This window comes from Sphingomonas bacterium (genome assembly GCF_903643035.1).
Classification (GTDB): Bacteria; Pseudomonadota; Alphaproteobacteria; order Sphingomonadales; family Sphingomonadaceae; genus Sphingomonas.
Window position 1 is genome coordinate 1 of sequence record NZ_CAHJWW010000225.1, and the last position, 4,507, is coordinate 4,507.

General features: G+C 71.7%; 3 protein-coding genes and 1 pseudogene. All 4 read left to right on the plus strand.

Features of this window, described 5'->3' with window-relative positions:
• Window positions 1-323 precede the first annotated feature (323 nt).
• Window positions 324-770: a DUF3576 domain-containing protein gene (locus HUV01_RS12465; RefSeq protein ID WP_174298561.1), complete on the plus strand. Its 447-nt coding sequence runs from the start codon at window positions 324-326 to the stop codon at window positions 768-770.
• Between the two features lie 48 nt (window positions 771-818).
• On the plus strand, window positions 819-3,389 hold the full coding sequence (gene leuS, locus HUV01_RS12470) for a leucine--tRNA ligase (protein WP_174298563.1): 2,571 nt from the start codon (window positions 819-821) through the stop codon (window positions 3,387-3,389).
• On the plus strand, window positions 3,386-3,895 hold the full coding sequence (gene lptE / locus HUV01_RS12475) for an LPS assembly lipoprotein LptE (RefSeq protein ID WP_174298562.1): 510 nt from the start codon (window positions 3,386-3,388) through the stop codon (window positions 3,893-3,895). Before leuS ends, lptE begins: the two co-directional genes overlap by 4 nt.
• A gap of 24 nt (window positions 3,896-3,919) precedes the next feature.
• Window positions 3,920-4,507: pseudogene (locus tag HUV01_RS12480) on the plus strand (DNA polymerase III subunit delta); the annotation flags it as partial.

Genomic DNA, 4,507 nt, shown 5'->3' on the forward strand with positions numbered 1-4,507 from the left:
CGAGCGCGCGCTGGCCGCCGACCTCGGGCGCGCCGAACGCCGGCACGACCGCAACCCCGGTCGCGGCAAGCGCGCCGGCGGCGATCATGAGGGTCAGGCGCTTCGAGGCCAAGGCGAGACGATCCTGTCGTGACGGTACCGCAACGCGCCTAGCAGGAATCATGTGCGCGTCATCCCCCGCCGCCCCGCTTTTGGCGACCTCTGTTGCACGCAGCCCACAGCTTTCCGGCCCGGCGGCGCGCGGGACCCGCGGGTTGCGGCATGGCCGTGCGGAAGGTAGACGCGAACGCATGCCCGTTTCGCCGTCTTCAGGACCGACCCCCATGATCCGCCCGCGTGCCCTCGCCACTTTGGCCGCGATCGTCGCGCCCGCCCTCCTGCTGCCGGGCTGCCTGCACGGCAAGCGGCATGCCGTGAACCCGGACCTTGCCGCGTCCAAGGTCACGTCGATCGGCGTCAACGCCTATCTGTGGCGCGCCAGCCTCGACACGCTCAGCTTCATGCCGCTGGTGCAGACCGATTCGAACGGCGGGGTGATCGTCACCGACTGGTACATCAACCCGCAGGCGCCGACCGAGCGGCTGAAGGTGACGGTGTCGATCCTCGACCAGGATCTGCGCGCCGACGCGATCCGCGTCGCGGCGCTGCGCCAGGTGCAGCAGAACGGCCAGTGGGTCGCGGCCCCCGTACAGGCGGCGACGGTGCAGAAGCTGGAGGACATCATCCTCACTAAGGCCCGCGACCTGCGCCGCGCCGCCATCGTCGGCTGATCGATCGTGGCGTCGCGCGCCGACGCGCCGGGAATACGCTCCGACGTCCTGCGCGCTGATGCGCGCTTCAACGCCCTCAGCGCGGACGCGCGCTGGCAACGGACATGGGAGCAGCGCGGCACGTTCGCCGCGCGCGACGACAGCCCCAGGCCCAAGACGTATGTGCTGGAGATGTTTCCCTATCCGTCGGGGCGCATCCACATGGGGCATGTGCGCAACTACACCATGGGCGACGTGCTGGCGCGCTATCGCCGGATGACGGGGCACGAGGTGCTGCACCCGATGGGGTGGGACGCGTTCGGGATGCCGGCGGAGAACGCGGCGATGGAAAAGGGGGTGCATCCGGGCGACTGGACGCGCGCCAACATCGCGACGATGCGCGCGCAGCTGAAGCGGCTGGGCTTCGCGCTCGACTGGACCCGCGAGCTCGCGACCTGCGAGCCTGGCTATTACGGCCACGAGCAGGCGCTGTTCCTCGACTTCCTCGCGGCGGGGCTGGTCTACCGGCGCCAGTCGTCGGTCAACTGGGACCCGGTCGACATGACCGTGCTCGCCAACGAACAGGTGATCGACGGGCGCGGCTGGCGATCGGGCGCGACCGTCGAGAAGCGCAAGCTGGCGCAGTGGTTCCTGAAGATCACCGACTTCGCCGACGATCTGCTCGACGGGCTTCCTGCGCTCGACCACTGGCCCGACAAGGTCCGGCTGATGCAGGAGAACTGGATCGGGCGCAGCCGGGGGCTGCAGTTCCGGTTCGCGCTGGCGGACCCCGAACCGACCACCGGCGACCGTGCGGTCGAGGTGTTCACCACCCGTCCCGACACGATCTTCGGCGCGAGCTTCGTCGCGGTCGCCGCCGACCACCCCATCGCGCAGGAGATGGCGGCGGTGAACCCGTCGGTCGCCGCCTTCGTCGCGCGCTGCAAGCAGGGCGGCACGACCGCGGCCGAGCTGGAGACGGCGGAGAAGCTGGGGTTCGACACCGGCCTCACCGCTCAGCACCCGCTCGATCCCGACTGGACGCTGCCGGTCTGGATCGCCAATTTCGTGCTCATGGAATATGGCACGGGGGCGGTGTTCGGCGTCCCCGCGCACGACCAGCGCGACCTCGATTTCGCGCGCAAGTACGGCCTGCCGGTCAGGCGGGTGGTCGCAGAAGGCGAGGAGGTCGCTCCCGCCTTCGCCGGCGACGTCGCGTGGACGGGCGCGGGCACGATCGTCAACTCGCGGTTCCTGGACGGGATGGGCATCGCGGACGCCAAGGCCGCGGTGATCGCGCGCGCCGAGGCGGAGGGGTGGGGCCATGGGACCACCGCCTACCGCCTGCGCGACTGGGGAGTGTCGCGCCAGCGGTACTGGGGCACGCCGATCCCGGTGATCCACTGCGCGACGTGCGGCGCCGTGCCGGTGCCGCGCGAACAGCTGCCCGTCGTGCTGCCCGAGGACGTGGGCTTCGACGTGCCGGGCAATCCGCTCGACCGACATCCGACATGGAAGCATGTCGCCTGTCCCGCCTGCGGGGCGGACGCGGTGCGGGAGACCGACACACTCGACACCTTCGCGGACTCGTCGTGGTACTTCATCCGCTTCGCCAGCCAGCCCGACGACAGGCCGTTCGACCGCGCGCAGGCGGAGGCGTGGCTGCCGGTCGGGCAGTATATCGGCGGGGTGGAGCATGCGATCCTCCACCTGCTGTACGCGCGCTTCTGGACGCGTGCGCTGAAACATCTGGGCAGGCTCGACATCGCCGAGCCGTTCGCGGGACTGTTCACGCAAGGGATGGTGACGCACGAGACGTACAGGCTGGCCCGGGTCGACGGGGTCGATCCCGACCTGGTGGCCAAGCCCGTCTGGATCGCCCCGGAGGACGTGGACAAGCGCGCCGACGGCGTTTTCGACCGCCGGTCCGGCCAGCCCGTCGAGGTCGGCCGCATCGAGAAGATGTCGAAGTCCAAGAAGAACACCGTCGATCCGGAGCCGATCGTAGACCAGTACGGCGCCGACGCGGTGCGGTGGTTCATGCTGTCCGATTCGCCGCCCGAGCGCGACCTGGAGTGGAGCGAGAACGGGATCGAGGGCGCATGGCGGTTCGTCCAGCGGCTGTGGCGGCTCGTCGCGGCCGATCCGACCGATGCCGGAGCCGGCGACGACCTGCCGCTGCGCAGGCTGGCGCACCGCGCCACCGCCGGCGTCGCCGCCGCGATCGAGGGGTTGCAGTTCAACAAGGCGGTGGCGCTGCTCTACACGCTTGCCGGCGCGATCGAGAAGGCGGCGCCGTCCGCGGACCGGCACGCCGTCACCCGCACGCTGCTGCTGCTCGCCAGCCCGATGGTGCCGCACCTCGCCGAGGAGGCATGGGCGACTGCCGAAGGACCGGGCCTGATCGCGGACGCGGCATGGCCGGCGGTCGACCCCGCGCTGCTGGTCGACGACGAGGTGACGATCGCGATCCAGGTCAACGGCAAGCTGCGCGATACGCTGGTGATGCCGAGGGGCGCCGACCGGGCGGTGCTCGAGACGGCGGCGCTCGCCTCGGACAAGATCGTCCAGCATCTCGGCGGCAAGGCGCCGCGCAAGATGATCGTGGTGCCGGACCGGCTCGTGAACCTCGTCGCATGAGGACGCCCGCGCTCCTGTTCCCGCTCCTGGTCGCCGCGGCGGCGCTGGCGGGCTGCGGGCTGCATCCCCTGTACGCCGGCGGCGGATCGGGGCCGGTGGCGCGATCGCTCGCCGGCATCGACGTCTCGCCGATCGAGGGCAAGGCCGGGTGGCTGATCGGCAACGCGCTGCACGACCGGTTCGCGGGCGATGCCGCCGGAACCGCGCGCTACCGGCTGGACGTCAAGCTGGAGGACCGTATCTCGGGGCTCGCGGTCCGCAGCGACTATGCCGCGACGCGCGAGCGCCGCACGTTGCGCGCGCGCTTCCAGCTCGTCCGCCTCGCCGACGACGTGACGGTGCTGGACGCGACCGCCGGGTCGGACGCCGGCATCGACGTGGTCGGCAGCGAATATGCGACGATCGCGGCCGAGAACACCGCGCTCGAACGATTGTCGGGCATCGTCGCCGACCGGATCACCACCCGCGTCGCGCTCTATGCGCGCAAGCTTTCCGAAGCGCGATGAAGGCCATCCCGTGAAGGCCCACCCGTGAAGGCCAAGCCGGCGCAGCTGCGCGCCGCGCTGACCCGGCTCGCGCCGGACGTCCGCCTCTATCTGGTCCATGGTCCCGACGAGGCGGCGGCGCAGGACTTCGCCGCGCAACTCGGCCGGGCGGTCGGCGCGGGGGCGGAGCGGATCGACCTCGACGGCGCGACGCTTCGCGGCGACCCGGCGCGGCTGACGGACGAGGCGGCGGCGCTGTCGCTGTTCGGCGATCCGCGCTGGATCCGCGTCACCGGCGTGGGCGAGGAGAGCCTGGCCGCGGTCGGCACGCTGCTTGCCGCGCCCCGCGCCGGCAATCCCGTGCTCGCCATCGCGCCCGGGCTCCGCGCCACGGCGAGGCTCGTGAAGCTGGCGAGCGAGTCGCCCGCCGCGATCGTCACGCAATGCTATGCCCCGACCGGCCGCGCCGCCGAGCAGATGGTGACGGACCTCGCGCTGGAACACGGCCTGCGTCCCGTGCGCGGCGCGGCGCAGCGGCTCGCCGAGGCGACCGGCGGCGACCGCGCGATCGTCACGCGCGAGCTCGAGAAGCTGGCGCTGTTCCTCGACGCCGATCCCGGCCGCCCGCGCGAG